Annotated in this window: 15 protein-coding genes; 8 read left to right on the top strand and 7 right to left on the bottom strand. The window is 63.3% G+C overall.

Going from position 1 to position 17,681, the window contains the following annotated elements:
• Positions 1–31 precede the first annotated feature (31 nt).
• The 6 genes from PQR54_RS10540 to PQR54_RS10565 form a co-directional block, all read right to left on the bottom strand.
• Positions 32–1,057, bottom strand: coding sequence for an ABC transporter ATP-binding protein (locus PQR54_RS10540; RefSeq protein WP_408245322.1), 1,026 nt, complete (start codon positions 1,055–1,057; stop codon positions 32–34).
• Complete coding sequence (locus PQR54_RS10545) at positions 1,054–2,052, bottom strand: ABC transporter ATP-binding protein (protein WP_408245323.1); 999 nt, start codon at positions 2,050–2,052, stop codon at positions 1,054–1,056. Before PQR54_RS10545 ends, PQR54_RS10540 begins: the two co-directional genes overlap by 4 nt.
• A gap of 1 nt (position 2,053) precedes the next feature.
• Complete coding sequence (locus PQR54_RS10550) at positions 2,054–2,968, bottom strand: ABC transporter permease (RefSeq protein WP_408245324.1); 915 nt, start codon at positions 2,966–2,968, stop codon at positions 2,054–2,056.
• Positions 2,969–2,971: 3 nt separating this feature from the next.
• The gene (locus PQR54_RS10555) at positions 2,972–3,910 is read right to left on the bottom strand and encodes an ABC transporter permease subunit (protein WP_012426329.1); all 939 of its coding nucleotides are present in this window, start codon (positions 3,908–3,910) and stop codon (positions 2,972–2,974) included.
• 17 nt (positions 3,911–3,927) lie between these two features.
• Positions 3,928–5,544, bottom strand: coding sequence for a peptide ABC transporter substrate-binding protein (locus PQR54_RS10560; protein ID WP_408245325.1), 1,617 nt, complete (start codon positions 5,542–5,544; stop codon positions 3,928–3,930).
• 181 nt (positions 5,545–5,725) lie between these two features.
• Entirely contained in the window at positions 5,726–6,298 is a 573-nt protein-coding gene (locus PQR54_RS10565; protein WP_012426331.1) for a cupin domain-containing protein, read from the bottom strand.
• 924 nt (positions 6,299–7,222) lie between these two features.
• On the opposite strand from PQR54_RS10565, the gene PQR54_RS10570 reads away from it, so the two are divergent.
• From PQR54_RS10570 to PQR54_RS10605, 8 genes are all read left to right on the top strand, one after another.
• Complete coding sequence (locus PQR54_RS10570; protein ID WP_408246047.1) at positions 7,223–8,764, top strand: peptide MFS transporter; 1,542 nt, start codon at positions 7,223–7,225, stop codon at positions 8,762–8,764.
• Between the two features lie 220 nt (positions 8,765–8,984).
• The gene (pdxR, locus tag PQR54_RS10575; protein ID WP_408245326.1) at positions 8,985–10,457 is read left to right on the top strand and encodes a MocR-like pyridoxine biosynthesis transcription factor PdxR; all 1,473 of its coding nucleotides are present in this window, start codon (positions 8,985–8,987) and stop codon (positions 10,455–10,457) included.
• A 30-nt stretch (positions 10,458–10,487) separates the two neighbouring features.
• On the top strand, positions 10,488–10,880 hold the full coding sequence (locus PQR54_RS10580; protein WP_408245327.1) for a hypothetical protein: 393 nt from the start codon (positions 10,488–10,490) through the stop codon (positions 10,878–10,880).
• An 81-nt stretch (positions 10,881–10,961) separates the two neighbouring features.
• Positions 10,962–11,414: an HU family DNA-binding protein gene (locus PQR54_RS10585; RefSeq protein ID WP_007177969.1), complete on the top strand. Its 453-nt coding sequence runs from the start codon at positions 10,962–10,964 to the stop codon at positions 11,412–11,414.
• A gap of 405 nt (positions 11,415–11,819) precedes the next feature.
• Entirely contained in the window at positions 11,820–13,229 is a 1,410-nt protein-coding gene (locus PQR54_RS10590; RefSeq protein WP_012426335.1) for a circularly permuted type 2 ATP-grasp protein, read from the top strand.
• 164 nt (positions 13,230–13,393) lie between these two features.
• The gene (locus tag PQR54_RS10595) at positions 13,394–14,344 is read left to right on the top strand and encodes an alpha-E domain-containing protein (protein WP_408245328.1); all 951 of its coding nucleotides are present in this window, start codon (positions 13,394–13,396) and stop codon (positions 14,342–14,344) included.
• Between the two features lie 12 nt (positions 14,345–14,356).
• Positions 14,357–15,157, top strand: a complete 801-nt coding sequence (locus PQR54_RS10600) for a transglutaminase family protein (RefSeq protein ID WP_408245329.1) — start codon at positions 14,357–14,359, stop codon at positions 15,155–15,157.
• A gap of 178 nt (positions 15,158–15,335) precedes the next feature.
• The gene (locus PQR54_RS10605; protein WP_408245330.1) at positions 15,336–16,208 is read left to right on the top strand and encodes a proteasome-type protease; all 873 of its coding nucleotides are present in this window, start codon (positions 15,336–15,338) and stop codon (positions 16,206–16,208) included.
• A 222-nt stretch (positions 16,209–16,430) separates the two neighbouring features.
• Here the strand turns inward: PQR54_RS10605 and PQR54_RS10610 are convergent, their stop codons facing one another.
• Complete coding sequence (locus PQR54_RS10610; RefSeq protein WP_408245331.1) at positions 16,431–17,612, bottom strand: porin; 1,182 nt, start codon at positions 17,610–17,612, stop codon at positions 16,431–16,433.
• Positions 17,613–17,681: the final 69 nt, after the last annotated feature.

The raw sequence follows: 17,681 nt of genomic DNA on the forward strand, positions 1-17,681 counted from the left end.
CTTCTGTGTGCCGGCGGTGCGCCAGCGGCACTTAGCTCACGGTGTCTTCCACGCGAATACACGCGACCCGTGTCGCCCTCGCGCCGTGCGTGACGGGTTGCGGAATCTCCCGGGCACAGGCGTCGATTGCATCCGGGCAGCGCGTGCGAAATGCGCAGCCGGAAGGAGGATTGAGCGGCGAGGCAATCTCGCCGCGCAACAGCAGATGACGGCGCGCGCGCTCCACCACCGGATCGGGCACCGGCACGGCCAAGAGCAACGCCCGCGTGTACGGATGGCGCGGCGTGCCGTACACCTCGCGCTTGTCGCCGAATTCCATCACACGACCCAGATACATCACCAGCACGCGGTGGCTGATCGCTTTGACGACGGCCAGATCGTGCGCGACGAACAGCAGCGAGAGCGACAGTTCGCGTTGCAGATCGCGCAGCAGGTTGACGATCTGCGCCTGGATCGACACGTCGAGCGCGGACACCGGCTCGTCGCAGATCACCAGTTGCGGCTCGCCGATCAGCGCGCGCGCAATGCCGACGCGCTGACACTGGCCGCCGGAAAACTCGTGCGGATAACGGCGCAGATGCTGCGCGTTGAGGCCGACACGTTCGAGCATGGTCAGCACGCGCCGCTGTACATCGGCACGGGCGATATCCTGGCCGTGCGTCATCAACGGTTCGGCAACGATCTGTTCGATCGTCATGCGCGGATCGAGTGAGGCGAGCGGGTCCTGGAAAATCATCTGCACGTCGCGGCGCAAACGCGAGGTATCGCGGCGCGCGCCCGGCAGCACGGTTTCGTCGCCGAGCCAGCGCACACTGCCGCTCGCCACCGGCGCGAGTCCGATGATCGCGCGCGCAAGCGTCGACTTGCCGCAACCCGATTCACCGACGAGCCCCACGGTTTCGCCACGCCGCACGTTGAACGACACGCCGTCCACCGCGCGCAGCGTCGCCTTGCCGGACCACGGAAAGCCGCCGCGCGGTACGCCGAATTGCACCTTGAGATTGTCGACGCGCAACAACGTTGTCGCGTCCTGATTTGCAAGCGGAGTGGTGTTCATACGTGTTGTGCCTCGAGAATTTCACCCACCGGGCGATGGCACGCGCGCAGCGCGTCGACGTGATCAGCGGAGGCGGCAAGCGGTGGCCGCGATTCACGGCAACGATCGGTGCAATAGCCGCAGCGTGGCGCGAATGCGCAGCCCGCGCCGACTTCGCCGGGCAGCGGTGGATTGCCCGGAATGGTTTGCAATGGACGGTCGTCGTCATCGTCGGTGAGACGCGGCAGCGCGTTCAGCAGGCCGAGCGTGTACGGATGCGTCGGCGCGGCGAACAGCGCGGCGGCGCTCGCCTGCTCGACGGTCTGGCCGGCGTACATCACCATCACGTCGTCGCACAGACCGGCCACGACGCCCATGTCGTGCGTGATCAGAATGATCGCCGTGCCGCGTTCGCGATTCAGTTCGCGCAGCAGCTCGATGATCTGCGCCTGCACGGTCACGTCGAGCGCGGTGGTGGGTTCGTCGGCGATCAGGATTTCGGGCTCGGAGAGCAGCGCCATCGCGATCATCACGCGCTGGCGCATGCCGCCGGAAAACTCGTGCGGATACATGCCGATGCGGCGCGCGGCATCGGGAATGCGCACCGATTCCAGCGTTTCGATCGCGCGGCGGCGCGCTTCGCGACGCGACATCTTGCGATGCAGTTGCAGCGTCTCGGTCATCTGCCGTTCGATCGTCAGGAACGGGTTGAGCGAGGTCATCGGGTCCTGGAAGATCATGCCGATGCGGTCGCCGCGAATTTTGTTCAGCGCCGCTTCGTTCATGGTCAGCAGGTTTTCGCCGCGATAGCTCGCGCTGCCGGACACCTTGCCGTTGCCGGCCAGAAGGCCCAGCAAAGCCATCACGGTCTGACTCTTGCCGGAGCCCGATTCGCCGACAATGCCGAGCGTGCGGCCCGGTTCCAGCGAAAACGACACGCCTTGCACCGCGTCGACGGGTGCGCCTTCGCGGCGCGTAAAGCGCACGCTGAGGTCTTTGACTTCGAGTAGCGGCATGTCAGCGGTCCTTCGGATCGAATGCGTCGCGCAAACCATCGCCGACGAAATTCACGCAATACAGCGTAACGCATAGCATCACGGCCGGGCACAGCAGCAGCCAGGGCATCGATTCGAGCTTTTGCGCGCCGTCCTGAATCAGTACGCCCCAGCTCGTCATCGGCTCCTGCACGCCGAGGCCGAGAAACGACAGCACCGATTCCGTCAGCACGATGTTCGGCACCGTCACGCTCGCATACACGACGACCACGCCGAACAGATTCGGCACGATGTGACGCGCGATGATCGAACGCGAACTCACGCCGATCGCCTTCGCGGCGTCGATGAATTCGCGCGAGCGCAGCGACAGCGTCTGGCCGCGCACCACGCGCGCCATGTCGAGCCATGAAAACGCGCTGATGGTGAGCACGACCAGATAGAAGGCGCGGCCGAACATGGTCATCATCAGGATGGCGATCAGCATGTAGGGAATCGCGTACATCATGTCGACGATGCGCATCATCACCGCGTCGACGCGTCCGCCCAGATATCCCGCTGTCGCGCCGTACGCGACACCGATCAGCCCCGACACCAGCGTGCCGAGCAGACCGACTTCGAGCGACACGCGCCCGCCCTGCAGCGTGCGCGCGAGCAGATCGCGGCCGAGTTCGTCGGTGCCGAACCAGTGCATGTTTTGCAGCGTGGGCGGCAGGCTGATCGCGCTCCAGTCGCTATCGATCGGATTGTTCGGCAGGAACCACGGACCGGCCACGCAGGCGATCACGATCAGCATCAGCACAACGAAGCCGGCGAATGCGGCGCGGTTGCGCACGAAGCGCCACGCGGCGGTGGCGAGCGGGCCGCGTGAACGCGGCGCCCTGGCGATGGCCGCGAGCGGATCGAGCGCCGCGACGGTCGGTTGAATTGAGCGGGGCATGGATCAGTACCGGATGCGCGGATCGAGCCACGCATACGCGAGGTCGACCAGCAGATTGAACAGCACGGCGACCGCGGTCGTCAGCACGACGAGGCCGAGCACGAGGGTGTAGTCGCGATTGATCGCACCGTTGACCACTAATTGGCCGAGGCCCGGCAGCGCAAACACCGATTCGGTGACCACCGCCGCGGTGATCGACGAAATGCAGATCGAGCCGAGCAGCGAGACCACCGGCATCAGCGCGGGCTTCATTGCGTGGCGCAAGACGATCGTGCGGCCCGGCAAACCCTTGGCGCGCGCCGTGCGGATGAAGTTGCCCGACAGCACTTCGATCATGCTGCCGCGCATCACGCGGGCAATGGCGGCGACGTTGATGATGGTGAGCAGCACGATGGGCAGCACGCGATAGCGCCATTCGCCTTCGCCCCAGCCGCCGGCCGGCAGCCAGCCGTGTCCCTCGGAGGTTTTCAGCAGGATCGCGAAGATCCACACCAGCACCGGGCCCAGCACGAAGGGCGGCACCACGTTGCCGAGATTGCCGAGCACCATCACGAAGTGATCGACGAAGCGGTCGCGCCGCACCGCGGCCACCGTCCCGAGCGCGACGCCGATCACGAGCGCGATCGGCACCGACACGCCGCCCACGCCGAGACTGACCGGCAGCGCCTTCCACACCAGGTCGTTGACCGACCAGTCGGCATAGCGGAACGACGGCCCGAGGTCGCCGTGCAGCAACGAGCCGAGGTAGTGGAGGTACTGCAGCCACAACGGTTCGTCGAGGTGATACTTGGCGTTCAGGTTCGCCAGCACGGCCGCCGAGAGTTGCTTCTCGGTGTCGAACGGGCCGCCCGGAGTGAGATGCAGCAGCAGATAGCACGCGGTGATCACGGCGAGAATCGTCGGGATCGCCCAGAGCGTGCGGCGCAGCGTATAGGCCAGCATGACGGTGCTCCCCGCGTTTAGTGCTTGGTCAGATACATGTCTTGCGTGGCGCGCATGTCGAGGTAGTTGGTCGGCTTGTAGCCGCCTACGTACGACTTGACCAGCCGGTCGGCCGAATACTGGAAGAGCGATACCAACGGGTAGTCGTCCATGGCCAGATCGTGCGCCTGCGTGAACAGCGCGGTGCGCTTCGCGTCGTCGAGCTGCTGGTTGCCTTCATCGATCAGCTTGTCCACTTGCGGGTTGCAGTAGTGCTGGTCGTTCTGCACGCTGTTGCAGCGGATCAGATCGAAGAACGAGTTGGCATCGTTGTAGTCGACGAACCAGCCGTCGCGCGAGGCCTGCACCTTGCCGTCGTGGCGTTGCTTGAGCAGCACCTTGTATTCGACGTTTTCGAGCTTTGCCGTGACGCCGAGCTTGGTGCGCCATTCCGAGGTGGCGAACAGCGCGACTTTCTTATGCAGGTCGTTGGTGTTGTAGGTGAGCGTGAACGTCAGCGGCTTGGCGTCCGAATAGCCCGCGGTCTTCAGCAGGTTGCGCGCGTAGTCGATGCGTTTAGGCATCGGCCAGTTCGCCCACTCCGGCGTGAAGACGCCCGAACCTTCGGTGCCCTTGGCGATCAGGCCGTACATCGGCACTTCGCCGTCGGCTGTCAAACGTTTGGTCAGCAGGTCGCGGTCGAGCACCATCGCGAGGGCCTGGCGTACGCGCTTGTCCTTGAAGGCCGGGTCGTCGTTATTCAGGCTGTAGTAGTACGTGGCGATCTGCAGCCCGGTTTTCAGCTCGGGGCCGAACTGCTTGCTCACCTGTGCGTAGACGCCTGACGGAATCGAATACGTGTAGTCGAACTGGCCGGCCTGGTACATGCGCATGGCCGTTTCGTCGTTTTCGATCGGCAGGTAGGTCACTTTCGTGATCACGACTTTGCTGTTGTTCCAGTAGGTCGGGCTTTTCGTGGCCACGAGACGGTTGCTCGGCTGCCAGTCGGTCAGCGCATACGGACCGTTGCCCACAAAGTTGCCCGGACGGGTCCAGTCGCCGCCGAACTTCGTCACGACCGCGCGGTTGACCGGCGTCATCGTCGCCATGGCCGTGAGCTGCGGGAAGAACGTGGCGGGCACTTCGGTCGTGACTTCGAGCGTGTACGGATCGACGGCGCGCACGCCGAGGCTCGAAAGCGGCGCCTTGCCGGCGAGAATCGCCTTGGCGTTCTTCACGAATTCGACCAGCACGGTGTATTTCGAACCCGTCTTCGGATCGAGCACGCGTTGCCACGAGTAGACGAAGTCGGCGGCCGTGACCGGCTGGCCGTTGCTCCAGCGCGCGTCGTGGCGCAGCTTGAAAACCCACGTAGTCGGTCCGCTACGCGACCACGACTCGGCAACGCCCGGCACGATCGCGCCGCTCGCGTCCATGCGCGTCAGGCCTTCGAACAGGTCGAGCCCGATCGTGTTGCCGGTCCACGATTCGATATGCGCGGGGTCGAGCGATTCGGTTTCGCCCGGCACCTGGCGGGTCATCTCCTGGCTGGCGGCGAGCGTGACGCCGGGCGGCACCGTGACGGCGAAAGCGGAAGGGGCAAACGTGAGGACGAGCGCGGCCAGCGCCGTCGTGTAGACGAACGGGGTTTTCATCGGTTGAGATCGCAGGAAAGGTCGAGAGAGAAACGCGCTGGCGCCGGGGCGCCGGTTTAGCTGCGTTGCCCGGGCCAGGGCGGCCCTTGTTGCTCGTGATGGTAGCGCGACATGCAGGATTCCTTACATTGCGTAATGCAGGCAATCCCTCGCCGGCTCAACCGGATAAGGTGCCTGCTCTTTAGAACAGTCTCGGTGTGCCCACCCAGACGACCACCGACTCGATGCGCGCGGTGTTCACCCAGCTGTGCGGCACCGTCGATTCGTAATGCGCGCTGTCTCCCGCGTGCAACACGAACGTCTTGCCTTCCAGCGTCAACGACACTTCGCCGTCGATCACATAAACAAACTCTTCCCCGGCATGCGTGGTGACTTCGGAGCGTTTCTGCCCGGGCGGCATCCTCACCAGGATCGCCTCGAGCTGACGGCCGCCCGTCAGGTTGGTCAGCCGCGCAAACAGATTGGCCGAGTCCGCAAAACCGAAAAACTTCAACTGATCGCCCCGGCTCACACAGCGTTCCTCGCTGGGTGTGTCGACGAAATACTGCACCGTGACCCCGAGTGCGTGGGCGATTCCGGCCAACGATGTGATGGACGGTGACGCCAGCCCGCGCTCGACTTGCGACAAAAACGGCTTGGAAATACCCGCCGCGGTTGCCGTGTCATCCAGCGTGCGCTTGAGCCGTTGGCGCAGAGCGCGGATCTTGCTGCCGATTTCTAGTGCCGGATTGCTTTTTTGAATTGTCGTGACCATAGCAGGAGGAAATTAGCCCGTCAAAATTTGTTTGATATAAGTAAATATGGTTTGATTGCGGTCCTGGGCGGGACTGCAGGTCTTTTCAGCCCCAGGTGGTTGCGAGTGACCACATTTCGAGACAGCACTCTATGTTGCCAGAATCGAAACTAACCCCGGCCAAAACGGCCGTTTATTTCCCGAAACGACGAACAATCGGAGTAACGACTGCAGTATGCATGCTGATACGCGCGGTTATGCAATATGAGTATCCGGACGATTAAGCGTATGACACCAAAGACTATTTCCGACGACACGCGCCGATTCGGCGAAAACACATGGGTGTAATGGCATGTAATCGCCGCGGACTCAGTGGATTCCCTGAGTGACTTGGGATCTTTCTGTTTGCAGAATCAGGCCCGCTTGCGGACGGGCGCGTATGTGGACACCACCACGCGCGCATCCGGCCGCTGTTTATCAATTCGCCCGCAGCGATCCTGCGCGGCGGAGCACTGTCCGGCACGTTCCAACCGAACGGCAGCCGGCGCAAGGACATGACCATCACTGCCGATTTTCTCCGCCGCGGGCTTGCCGCCTGCCGCCGCGTGGCAACGCCGCTCTGTGCCGCCCTCGAAATCCCCGTTCGTCACGATGCTTTATCATTGAGCCCGCTCCGCATGCCGGAGTCCGAGCCCGGTGTGGCGCAGCGTCCCCCAAGGGGACTCGCTGCGGAGCGTTTCGCGAGGCGGTCCTCGATCCCATCCCCTGGTTTATCTGCTGGTTTGGCGCTCTAGCGCGCGGATGAGCGCGCCCACGCGCTGCGTCTGTGCGGCTGTTGCATCCGCGTGAGGGCGCACGCTTCGCCGACTGTCTTTCCAGATTCCGTTTCACGCGCCGCGCGGCCAGTTCGCGCGATGCCGCAACCGTTTGAACAAGAGGTACATGATGAATTCATCCAATCCGGCGGGCGCACGCGTCTCGCAGACCCGTTCGTTTTCGACGGTCTTTCTGATCGAGATGTGGGAACGCTTCGGCTATTACGGCATGGCCGCGCTGCTCGTGCTGTTCATGATCGACAAGCTGCAGTTCACCGACAGCCACGCCACGCTCACGTGGGGCGCATTCACGGCGCTGGTGTACGCGTCGCCGTCGATCGGCGGCTGGATCGGCGACAAGATTCTCGGCGCGCGGCGCACGATGATCTTCGGCGCCGGCGTGCTGTCCGTGGGCTATTTCATGCTGGCGCTGCCCAATGACCAGCTCGCCTATATGTATGCGTCGCTCGGCGTGATCGTGGTCGGCAACGGTCTGTTCAAGGCCAACGCCGCGAATCTCGTGCGCCGTATCTATGAAGGCGACGACGCGCGTATCGACAGCGCGTTTACGATCTACTACATGGCGGTCAACATCGGCTCGACGGTGTCGATGCTCGCCACGCCGTGGATCAAGGACCATTGGGGCTGGCATACGGCTTTTGCAGTCTGCTGCGCGGGGATGCTGTTGTCGGTGCTGAACTACTTCATCATGTTCCGCACGCTCGCGCATATCGGCTCCGCGCCGGACGCCGAACCGGTGCGCTGGAAGCGCGTCGGCGCGGTGGCGCTGGGCGGCCTCGCGCTCGGCGCGGCGACCATGTTCGTGCTCCAGCACAAGGCGATCGCGGTGGCCTGCGTGTACACGGCGGGCGTCGCGATTCTCGCGATCTTCGGCTACATGCTGATGAAGTGCGAACGCTCGGAGCGCTCCGGGCTGGTCGCCGCGCTGATCCTGACCGCGCAGGTGATCCTGTTCTTCGTGTTCTACGTGCAGATGTCGACGTCGCTCACGCTGTTCGCGCTGCGCAACGTCGATCCGCGTTTCATTCTGTTCGGTCAGACGTGGTTCACCTGGAGCGCCGCGCAGTTCCAGGCGCTCAACCCGATCTGGATCATGTTGCTGAGCCCGCTGCTCGCGCTGCTGTATACGAAGCTCGCGAAGAGCGGCAAAGACGTGCCTGTGGCGGTCAAGTATGCGTTCGGCTTCGCGGTGGTTGCGGCCGGCTTCTTCGTCTATGCGGCGAGCGGCAGCTACGCGGTGAACGGACGCGTGTCGTCGTGGTTCATGGTGGGCGGCTACGGTCTGTATTCACTCGGCGAATTGCTGGTGAGCGGCCTGGGGCTCGCGATGATCGCGCGCTACGTGCCGGCGCGCATGAGCGGTTTCATGATGGGCGCTTACTTCGTGGCGACCGGCGTGTCGCAATATCTGGGCAGCGTGGTGGCGAATTTTGCACAGATGCCGGCGGGCGATATGGATCCGCTGGAATCGTTGCCGCTGTATACCAAGTTGTTTACCGGCCTCGGCTGGCTCGCGGCGGTGGGCGCGCTGGTGGCGGTTCTGTTGCTGCCGTTGATGCGCAAGCTCTCGCGCGAACATCAGCGTTGCAGCGACGAGGCGCGTGAGAGCGCGCGGCAAACGGCAGCGTTGAATGGGGCGGTGGTGGAGTAATCACGCTCTGGTTGACGAATGCGGCGCACGCCATGAAGTGCGCCGGTAGAAAAGTAATGGCGCGCCTCGCAACGCAAGGCGCGCCATTTTTGCATCTGCAAGCGCCGCGCCGGCTCAAGTGTCCAAAGTGTCCATCGGATAGAACCGCCGGAGGTAAGCTAACGGTTGCCGTTGGTCTTTCCAGCGAACCGTTTCCCAGACACTCAAGGTAGCCACCCGGATGGAAATCCATATCGCGGTCGAAGGTCATCACGATCTATCTGGCCAGATCTATCGCCAGTTGCGCGCGGGCATTCTCGAAGGACGCCTCGCGGGCGGCACGCGTCTGCCGTCCACGCGCGACCTCGCCACGCAACTGGGCGTGTCGCGCAAGACCACGCTCGACGTGTTCGAGCGGCTGCTCTCCGAAGGCTATCTGAGCGCGCGCGGCGGCTCGGGCACCTTCGTCGCCGACGGTCTGGAGCGTCTGCCGGTGGAGCGCTCCGCGCATGCGCGGGCCGCGGAGTCGTCGCGCGAGCGGGCCAAGGCGAAAGCTGCGGCGCGCGCGCAGCCGCTGTGGGACGAGATGCCCGAGAGCTTGCCCCTGCCGAAGCCTTCGGTGGCGTCGCCGCAAGACTTCGTCGGCGGCGCGACCGACAAGACGCTGTTCCCCTTCGACGTCTGGCGCCGCTGCGTGAACCACGCGTTGCGTGCGCAGGCGCGCGGTCCCGGCATCTATCGCGACACGCCTGGCGAGCAGGAGCTGCGCCTCGCGATCTCGCGCTACCTGGCCTTCAATCGCGCGGTGGCGAGCAACTGGGAAGACGTGATCGTCACGCAAGGCGCGCAGCACGCGCTCGATCTGCTGGCGCGTATCACCTTGCGCGCCGGCGAAGTCGCGGCGATCGAGGACCCCGCTTATATACCGGCGCATGCGTGCCTGAAGGCGACCGGCGCGCGCGTGGTGCCGGTGCCGGTGGATGCGGAAGGCCTGATCGTCAGCAAGCTGCCGGACAAGGCGCGGCTCGTCTACGTGACGCCTTCGCATCAGTTTCCGCTCGGCATGCCGATGAGCCTCGAGCGCCGCGTCGAGTTGCTCGAATGGGCGCAGAAGCGCGGTGCGGTGATCATCGAGGACGACTACGACTGCGAGTACCGTTTCGAAGGACGGCCGATGGAGCCGCTGAAGAGTCTCGACCGCGCCGGACTCGTTGCCTACGTCGGCACGTTTTCGAAGACGATCTTTCCGGAACTGCGCGTCGGCTATGTAGTGCCGCCGGCTTCGCTCTACAGTCCGCTCATCAAGGCGCGCCAGATCGGCGACTGGCACGGCTGCACGCTCACGCAAACGGCGCTCGCGTCGTTCATGCTCAACGGCGAATTCGCCAAGCATCTGCGGCGCATGCACAAGACCTACGCGGCGCGCCGCGCGATGCTGCTCGATCATCTTCATGGCGGTCTCGCGCCCTGGTTCGAACCGATCGTGCCGACGGCCGGCATTCACATGGCGGCGCGTCTCAAAGCGCCGCTGACGGAAGAAGCGGTGGTGAGCGCGGCGCGTGAAGCATCGATCGGCTTGTATGGACTCGCGCCGTTTTATGTGCGCGCGAAGCCGCAGCCGGGCCTGATGTTCGGCTACGGCAATATTGCGGTCGAGCACATCGATGCCGCGCTCACCAAGCTCGCCGGCATTCTGCCGCGGCTCACGCAATAGGCCCGCGACGAGAACGAGTATCGGACTCGCGTGAAGCAACGCGACACGATCTCCAACACGTCAGCCGGCAGTAAAAGTGTTTTGAGTGCCGCCCGCGATTTTCTGTCGCAGGGCGAGATTGGCATCCCCCTGCAGCGTTTTTCGCTGCAGGGGGCGTGTTTTTTCCGCCGCGTGAAAGTGCATGGCGAGCGAGCCATGAAGTGTTCTTTGCGATCACCGAGTGATCCGCCGGCGATCGCCAGGCTCAGAAAGTGCCGTTATTCATGCATCGAAATGACTTGTAACGTACGTTACGTGTTCGTGTTGCCAGACCCCTCAACGCACGTTTACCCGCTAAAACAAGCATCAAAATGTGTTGAGCAGTCTGCGCCGCGCAACAAACCTTCGCTGTTATACATAAAAGAGTCGCGCAAATCGCATTAGCGCTTGTAGAATCCGGCGTTGAAGCGTGCACATACGGTGTGCGCTTCGTGCAATTCACTGACCACAACAGGTAGGAGAAACATGCCGACTTCCGCAAAAAAGGTGGCCAAGAAGGCTGCTGCCCCGGTACCGACCAAGAAGGTTGCTGCAAAGAAAGTTCCTGCGAAGAAGGCCGTCGCAGCTAAGAAGGTCGCCGTGAAGGCGTCCAGCGCTCCGTCGCCGATCAAGGACACCTTCACGAAGGCCTCGCTGGCTGCACACGTCGCTGAACGCGCTGCTGTGGAACCGAAGACCGCCAAGGCTGTTCTGGCCGCGCTCGAAGACACGATCCTCGGCGCCGTGCACAAGAAGGGCGCTGGCGAATTCACGCTGTCGGGTCTTCTGAAGATCGTCGTGCAAGCTGTCCCGGCGAAGAAGAAGCGCTTCGGCAAAGACCCGTTCTCGGGCGAAGAGCGTTGGTTCCCGGCCAAGCCGGCTAGCGTGCGCATCAAGGCACGTCCGCTGAAGAAGCTGAAAGACGCTGCTGCAGGCTGATCGCGCTTCACGCGTCGCCGCTGTTTTAACAATGGTTGACGCGTGAGACGACCCGAGGGGCATTCCCTTGGGACGATCCGCAGTACACGTTGTCTGAATCCCCGTGGGTGCAAATCCACGGGGATTTTTTATGCGCGTTCGTAGCGTAGTGCGATTTGGCCGGGCGCCTCGTATGGCCTGCATCTGCCGATGCACCGCGGTGCCGCGCATGCACTGTACTAGCGCATCATGGGCCGCCGCAGTACGATGGCAGCGAAGCCATGCCGGCCGGGATGCGCTATTCGCGTGCATGCAAGCGGTTTAGTACGTGGAAAGCTCAATGGCATAGCGCTTGCTTGATCGATTGTCGAACACCGAATGCGCAGCGCATTCGCCTTCTATCCGACAACAAGAGCGGGGCGTGACATGCGATGCTATGACGAGATGCGTCATCATGACGATGCCGTGCGGCCACACTACGCGCGCTTTGAGCGGTGGCTGGTGAAGCAGGGCAACGAGGCGATCGCACGCAAGCGTGCGGAAGCCGACCTGCTGTTTCGCCGGGTCGGCATCACCTTCGCGGTGAACGGCGACCTGTCCGGCACCGAGCGGTTGATCCCATTCGACCTGATTCCGCGCATCATCCCGCGCGGTGAATGGCAGACCCTGGAGGCCGGTTTGCGCCAGCGCGTGCAGGCACTCAATCTGTTCATCCACGACGTCTATCACGACCGCAATATCGTGCGCGCCGGCATCGTGCCGGCCGAGCAGGTCTACACCAACGCGCAATACCGGCCTGAGATGCAAGGCGTGAATGTGCCGCTCGGTGTTTACGCGCATATCGCCGGCGTCGACGTGGTGCGAGCGGGCGACGAGGGCGAGTTCTACGTGCTCGAAGACAACCTGCGGGTGCCCTCGGGCGTCTCCTACATGCTCGAAAACCGCAAGATGATGATGCGGCTTTTCCCCGAGCTGTTCGTGCAGAACCGCATTGCGCCGGTCGCGCATTATCCCGATCTGTTGCTCGATACGCTGCGCTCGGTCGCGCCCGAAGGCGTCGACGATCCGGTCGTGGTGGTGCTCACGCCGGGCATGTACAACTCCGCGTATTTCGAGCATACGTTCCTTGCGCAGCAGATGGGCGTGGAACTGGTGGAAGGCAAGGACCTGTTCGTCGACGACAACTATGTGTTCATGCGCACCACGCAAGGGCCGAAGCGCGTCGACGTGATCTACCGCCGCGTCGACGACGACTTTCTCGACCCGCTCGCCTTCCGTAACGACTCGGCGCTCGGCGTGCCGGGTCTCCTGACCGCGTATCGCGCGGGCCGCGTGGCGCTCGCGAACGCGATGGGCACCGGCATCGCCGACGACAAATCGATCTACCCGTACGTGCCGGAAATGATCGAGTTTTACCTCGGCGAGAAGCCGATCCTCAATAACGTGCCCACGTTCCAGTGCCGCAAGCCGGACGATCTGGCCTACACGCTCGCGCATCTGCCGGAACTGGTCGTCAAGGAAGTGCACGGTGCGGGTGGCTACGGCATGCTCGTCGGCCCGGCTTCGACGAAAGCCGAAATCGAGTCGTTCCGTGAGCGTCTGATCGCGCGTCCGGCGGGGTACATCGCGCAGCCCACGCTCGCGCTCTCCGCATGTCCGACCTTCGTCGAAGCCGGCATCGCGCCGCGCCATATCGACTTGCGTCCGTTCGTGCTGTCCGGCAAGACCGTCACGATGGTCGCCGGCGGACTCACGCGCGTGGCGTTGCAGGAGGGCTCGCTCGTCGTCAATTCGTCGCAGGGAGGCGGGACCAAAGATACGTGGATGGTCGACTGACGCGGTTGCCGATGCGGTCGCACAAGCTTCACGCAACCGCGCCTGCAACCCAACGCGCCGGGCAGCACGTGATACCCAACACGCGCGCCGCCGGCGCACACGGATAACCAGCGCGGGCCTTTTACCTCGACGAGGCCTCGCGTCATCAGATACGGAACGCCGTCATGCTAAGCCGAACCGCCGATCACCTTTTCTGGATGGCCCGCTACATGGAGCGCGCGGAGAACACCGCCCGCATGCTCGATATCAACCTGAAGGCGTTGCTGTTGCCGCAGACGCCCGACCAGGAGGCGCGCGCGCAACGCTCGGTGCTGCGCATCTCCGAACTCGAAACTGCCTTTGCGCAGCGCTACGACGAACCGACTCGCGAAAACGTGCTCGATTTCATGGTGGCCGACGCGACCAATCCGTCGAGTATCCATTCGTGTCTGCAGGCCGCGCGCGAAAACGCCCGCGCCGTGCGCGGCACGTTGACGACCGAGTGGTGGGAAACCATCAACGATACGTGGCTCGAATTCAACGAGCGCGCCTCGGCGGGGCAGGCCGCGAGCAATCCGGGCGCACTGTTCGAATGGGTCAAGTTCCGCTCGCATCTGTCGCGCGGCGTGACGATCGGCACCGCGCTGCAGGACGACGCGTTCTTCTTCACGCAGCTCGGCACTTTCCTCGAACGCGCCGACAACACCGCGCGGATTCTCGACGTGCGCTTTGCCGACGTCGAACCGAATTCACGCGACGCCGCGCGCCAGCTCGAAGACTTCTATTACTGGACTTCGATCCTGAGCTCGGTGTCGGCGCTGGAGATCTATCGCAAGGTGTATCGCGATGTCGTCACGCCGGCGCGCGTGGTCGAACTGATGATCCTGAATCAGCAGATGCCGCGTTCGCTGCTGGCGTCGCTCGAAGGCGTCTGCGTGAATCTGGCTATGCTGCGCACGTCGGGCTCGAACCAGTGCGAACGGTTCGCCGGCAAGCTGCGCGCCGAACTCGTGTACTCCGACATCCGGCAGATTTTCGAAGCCGGCCTGCACGCCTATCTGACACAGTTCCTCGCTCGCGTGTTCGAGCTGGGCAATCTGGTTGCGCGTACCTATCTGATGTTGCCAGTCGCCTGACGGAGTTTCTTTATGTACCTGACGATCCGCCACGACACGTCCTATCGCTACGAAGCGACTGTCCATTATTCGATCCAGCAACTGCGTCTGACGCCGGCGAGCGGCGCCTCGCAGGTCGTGCGGCGCTGGAGCATCGACGCGCCGGGCAAGCTCGACGCAACCTTCGACGCTTACGGCAACGTGCTGCACACGCTGGTGATCAACAAGCCGCATAGCGAGATTCGTCTGCACGTGGCGGGTGAAGTGGACACGATTCCGCTGATCGACGGCCATTTGCCCGACGCCGTCGGCCCGATTCCGCTCGAGCATTTCACCTGCTCGACGCGGCTGACCGAGGCCGATGCGGCGGTCCGTGAACTGGCCGAATCGGTGCCGAGCTTGACCAGCTCGGCGAATCTGATCGTGCTAGCCGAACAGATCGTGCAGCGTGTGAAGTACAACACGGGCATTACCGAAGTCACCAGCACGGCCGCCCAGGCGCTCGAGCTCGGCAACGGTGTGTGCCAGGATCACGCGCATCTGATGCTCGCGTGCTGCCGCGCGCGCGGCATCCCGGCGCGCTACGTGAGCGGCTACATCGAACCCGGCGAGGTGACGCACGGCGCGAGCCATGCATGGGTCGACGTATGGGTGGAAGGCAAGGGCTGGATTTCCATCGACGTCACACATGCGGCGTTTGCCAGCGAACTCTACTGCCGCCTCGCCGTCGCGCGCGACTATGAAGCGGCGGCGCCGGTGCGTGGCCGGCGCATCGGCGGGCTGGAAGAACAGCTCAAAGTGTCCGTTACGGTTAGCGGGCAACAGTCGCAGTAAAGGCGCAACGAGGGCGGCTTACGGAGAGGGCTCTGGAGCGGCCAGTGAGCGCCAGCCCTCATATCGCCATTCAGAATAGGCCCGCAACGGCCGATAAACGGGATATAACGGAATAGAGGCGCATGCGCGCCGCATTACAATAGCGCCGTTCAGTTGTTTTTTGCGGGTAACTTTTCTTATGACTTACTGTGTCGCGATGTCCGTCGACGACGGTCTCGTGTTCCTCTCGGACACGCGCACCAATGCGGGCGTCGATCACATCAGCACCGCACGCAAGATGTCGGTGTTCGAGCAACCGGGCGAGCGCATGCTCACGCTGCTGGGCGCCGGCAATCTGTCGCTGACCCAAGCGGTGTTGCACGAACTGTCCGAGCCCACGGATCCTTCCCTGCCCACGCTCTGGAGCGCGCCGACCATGGCCGACGCGGCCCGTGTGATCGGCCGCGCGGTGCGGTCCGTGCATCAGCGCGAGGCGGAGGCCTTGCAGGAATTCGGCGTCGACTTCAATTGCAGCTTCATTCTCGGCGGGCAGATCGCGGGCAACCGTCCGCGCCTGTTCATGATCTACGCGGCGGGCAATTTCATCGAGGCGTCGGCGGTGAATCCGTATTTTCAGATCGGCGAGGCCAAGTACGGCAAGCCGATCATCGACCGCGTGTTGACGCCGTCCACCCCGCTCGACGAAGCCGCCAAATGCGCGCTGATTTCCATGGACTCGACGCTGCGCTCGAATCTGTCGGTCGGCTTGCCGCTCGATCTGCTCGTCTACCAGAAGGACACGCTGCGCGTTACGCGCTTCGTCTCGATCGATCACGACAACGCGTACTTCGAGATGATTCACCGGACGTGGGGCGAGCGGCTGCGCCAGGTGTTCGGCGAGATCCCCGATCCGGACTGGCAGGAATCGCCGAATGTGCCGTTGCTGCAGCGGGAGCGGGCGCTGGTGCTGCATCGCGCGCCGGTGGGCGCCGATGGCATCGAGCATGAACTCGACGCGAAGCCCGCGCAGACGTTGGCGCAGGCGGAGAGAGGCAAGGCGCAGCGGAAATAAGCCGGAAGACGCCGTCGCTTGCATCGGGGCTGCGTGAGGTGGCTTCCGGCGGAAGCCAGTACACCAAAGGTCGTCAGGAGCCTGAATCGGGCTTTGTGACGGCCTTTTTCATTGGATCGTCCAGAAGAATCGAAGAGCTTGGGACGAAAAAAAACCAGCCACGGGCTTTCACCCGTGGCTGGTTTTCAACTGCGTGTTGCTTCAGCAGTCCGTCAAGTTCGATTAGAACTTGTGGCGGATGCCCAGGCTGACCAGTTCTTGCGAGCTGGAAGCCGAGTTGTAGCCATACGAACCGATTGCTGCGCCTGCGTCGACCAGCGTGCCGGCCGAGGTACGTTGCTGGCCGCTTGCGTGCTGATATGCGCCAACCAGGTAGATGTCCGTGCGCTTCGACAGGTTGTAGTCGCCGCCCAGGGAAACCTGGTGATACGTTGCGCTCGAATCGCCGCTAGCCTTGGTGTAGATGTAGCCCACGCCAACCAGCATTGCCGGCGTTGCCTGGTAACCCAGGTATGCGCCGCCGATGTTGTACTTCTCGGTCGAACCGAAGCCCGAGTTCGCATCCGGCTTGTACTGTGCGTTGCTGTAACGCAGGTTGGCCGTGAACGGGCCTGCGACGTATTGCACAGCGACCGAAGCGATGCCGATCGACTTGGCCGCGGCGTATGCGCCGTTGACCTGGTTGTCGAACGTGCCGTCCGACGTGCTGCCGTTCCAGCCCACCGCGCCTGCCGACGTGCGGCTAGCCAGCGTGTTGCCGTTGTCCAGGCGGAAGTAGCCTGCAGCCACGCTGAACGGGCCCGTTGCGTACGTTGCAGCGCCCGACCACGATTGACCCGAACCCGTTGCGCCAGCCACGCCGCCCAGAGCGTACATGCCTTCGAACTGGAAGCCGCCCCACACCGGCGAGGTGTACTTGATGGCGCTGTTCGTGCGCGAGGAGTTGTCGTTGTTGTCGACGTCGCCCGGCGTGGTGAAGGTGGAGCCGAAGTAGTTGTCAGCCGTCAGCGGCTGAACCAGGTCGACCAGCGGGTCGTATTGACGACCCAGCGTGAACGTACCCCACTGATCACCCGTCAGGCCGACGTAGGCTTGACGACCGAACATACGGCCGCCTTGACCCAGCTTACCGGTGTTCACGTCAAAACCGTTTTCCAACTGGAAGATTGCCTTCAGGCCACCGCCGAGGTCTTCCGTGCCCTTCAAGCCGAAACGGGAACCTTGCAGGTTGCCGGCGACCAGGCCAACTTGATTCGCGTTGTTGCCGTTCGCGTCGACGGTGTTGTGAGCGTACTGGATCGATTCATCGATCAAACCGTACAGTGTCACGCTGCTTTGAGCATGTGCCACGCCAGTGGCGCTCAGGAGCGCCAGCGAGAGGGTAGACAGTGCGATTCGTTTCATCCATTTCTCCACGCAGATGATTAGTTTCTTTGTTGCGGAAAGGAGAATAGCTCACCGGGTCAATCGGCA

It is taken from the genome of Paraburkholderia phytofirmans (assembly GCF_046028095.1).
Taxonomy (GTDB): Bacteria; Pseudomonadota; Gammaproteobacteria; order Burkholderiales; family Burkholderiaceae; genus Paraburkholderia; species Paraburkholderia phytofirmans_A.

Coding starts and splice junctions, on each gene's coding strand:
- PQR54_RS10540 (WP_408245322.1), bottom strand. CDS start 1,057: ATGAACACCACTCCGCTTGCAAATCAGGACGCGACAACGTTGTTGCGC.
- PQR54_RS10545 (WP_408245323.1), bottom strand. CDS start 2,052: ATGCCGCTACTCGAAGTCAAAGACCTCAGCGTGCGCTTTACGCGCCGC.
- PQR54_RS10550 (WP_408245324.1), bottom strand. CDS start 2,968: ATGCCCCGCTCAATTCAACCGACCGTCGCGGCGCTCGATCCGCTCGCG.
- PQR54_RS10555 (WP_012426329.1), bottom strand. CDS start 3,910: ATGCTGGCCTATACGCTGCGCCGCACGCTCTGGGCGATCCCGACGATT.
- PQR54_RS10560 (WP_408245325.1), bottom strand. CDS start 5,544: ATGAAAACCCCGTTCGTCTACACGACGGCGCTGGCCGCGCTCGTCCTC.
- PQR54_RS10565 (WP_012426331.1), bottom strand. CDS start 6,298: ATGGTCACGACAATTCAAAAAAGCAATCCGGCACTAGAAATCGGCAGC.
- PQR54_RS10570 (WP_408246047.1), top strand. CDS start 7,223: ATGAATTCATCCAATCCGGCGGGCGCACGCGTCTCGCAGACCCGTTCG.
- pdxR (WP_408245326.1), top strand. CDS start 8,985: ATGGAAATCCATATCGCGGTCGAAGGTCATCACGATCTATCTGGCCAG.
- PQR54_RS10585 (WP_007177969.1), top strand. CDS start 10,962: ATGCCGACTTCCGCAAAAAAGGTGGCCAAGAAGGCTGCTGCCCCGGTA.
- PQR54_RS10590 (WP_012426335.1), top strand. CDS start 11,820: ATGCGATGCTATGACGAGATGCGTCATCATGACGATGCCGTGCGGCCA.
- PQR54_RS10595 (WP_408245328.1), top strand. CDS start 13,394: ATGCTAAGCCGAACCGCCGATCACCTTTTCTGGATGGCCCGCTACATG.
- PQR54_RS10600 (WP_408245329.1), top strand. CDS start 14,357: ATGTACCTGACGATCCGCCACGACACGTCCTATCGCTACGAAGCGACT.
- PQR54_RS10605 (WP_408245330.1), top strand. CDS start 15,336: ATGACTTACTGTGTCGCGATGTCCGTCGACGACGGTCTCGTGTTCCTC.
- PQR54_RS10610 (WP_408245331.1), bottom strand. CDS start 17,612: ATGAAACGAATCGCACTGTCTACCCTCTCGCTGGCGCTCCTGAGCGCC.